The organism is Metalysinibacillus jejuensis (assembly GCF_003057615.1).
Taxonomy (GTDB): Bacteria; Bacillota; Bacilli; order Bacillales_A; family Planococcaceae; genus Metalysinibacillus; species Metalysinibacillus jejuensis.
In genome coordinates, this window is record NZ_QAFW01000131.1 from 1 (window position 1) to 1,115 (window position 1,115).

Genomic DNA, 1,115 nt, shown 5'->3' on the forward strand with positions numbered 1-1,115 from the left:
GAATCGTTCTTTCGTTGGATCAAACAGAACTTAAATGTGCCTGTTTTATTTGGCACGACTGAAAATGCGGTGTATAGCCAACTATTTGCGGCGTTAATTGCCTACGTATTATTGAAATTTTTACAAACGGAAGGACACAAGAAAAAGCACTGTAAACGCCTGTCTTTCGCTGGTTTCACACGCCAGCTTCTTTGTGATACCCTGCCGATTGAATGGCGAATTGGATTGAAAGAAATAGTCGAATTCCACCGTGAACTTTATCAAATAGATATTGGGTGATTTTGGTTAATCAACACGTGTGTAAAAATCCCCTTTTTACTCACTATTAGCAAAAAGGTGTCGGTTTGGAATAAAGTTTGATCAAAGATACCTCACAAAACCCATATTTCTCCTAAAATTAAAAGAAACCGTTTTGAAAAAAGTTTGATCAAAACGGTTTCTTTCTTTGTGAACCATTGTACAATTTTTATAAAAAAGATTGATCATAATCTGTGATTCAATCTTCAGCAAAATCGCTTAATTTTTTTAAGAATATATGTAAGTTATTCTGCCATGAAAACACCCTTATATGGAGTTCTCATAACATTAACCCATTGTTTTAGTGTTTCCCTATTTGCTTGAGGAATAGGATAATTTCTTGCTGTACATACCTTTTCAGCACCCGGAGACAGGGAACTTATTGTAACGATAAGTCCAGATTCTGCACCGTACTCTTGAATATCCGCCCAAAGAGATTTTACCACCATCTTTTCAATTTTTGTTTTATACCTCTTACATTGAATAAGAATAGTTGGTGGTCCAGACTATTCATTCTCTTTCAACCAAACTCTTGCATCAATTCCGTCATCAATTTCAATATAATATCCTTGTTTTTCAAAGAATTCACATGTGAAAGCTTCAAATTTCCTCCAATTAATATCTCTAACTGAAAAATTCAGTCAGCCGGCCATTCGTCGTGCGTACCGTGAAAGTTCGCCATTTTTTCACACGTGTTGATTAGCCAAAATCACGTAACACTTTTTTGATAAATCATCCGAGCTGATGATAAGATTTCTTCGACGTACGTTCGCCATTTCACCGGAAGCGCATGCCAAAGAAACAGGCGTGTAAAACCT

1 protein-coding gene and 1 pseudogene are annotated in these 1,115 nt (G+C 36.2%); one reads left to right on the forward strand and one right to left on the reverse strand.

The genetic code is table 11. The features are described from left to right. Positions 1 to 279, forward strand: a pseudogene (locus DDE80_RS14400) (IS4 family transposase); the annotation flags it as partial. A 263-nt stretch (positions 280 to 542) separates the two neighbouring features. On the opposite strand, the gene DDE80_RS15830 reads toward DDE80_RS14400, so the two are convergent. Beyond that, positions 543 to 788 (reverse strand): restriction endonuclease, encoded by a 246-nt coding sequence (locus DDE80_RS15830; protein WP_427901822.1) that lies wholly within the window; start codon positions 786 to 788, stop codon positions 543 to 545. Between the last annotated feature and the right edge of the window lie 327 nt (positions 789 to 1,115).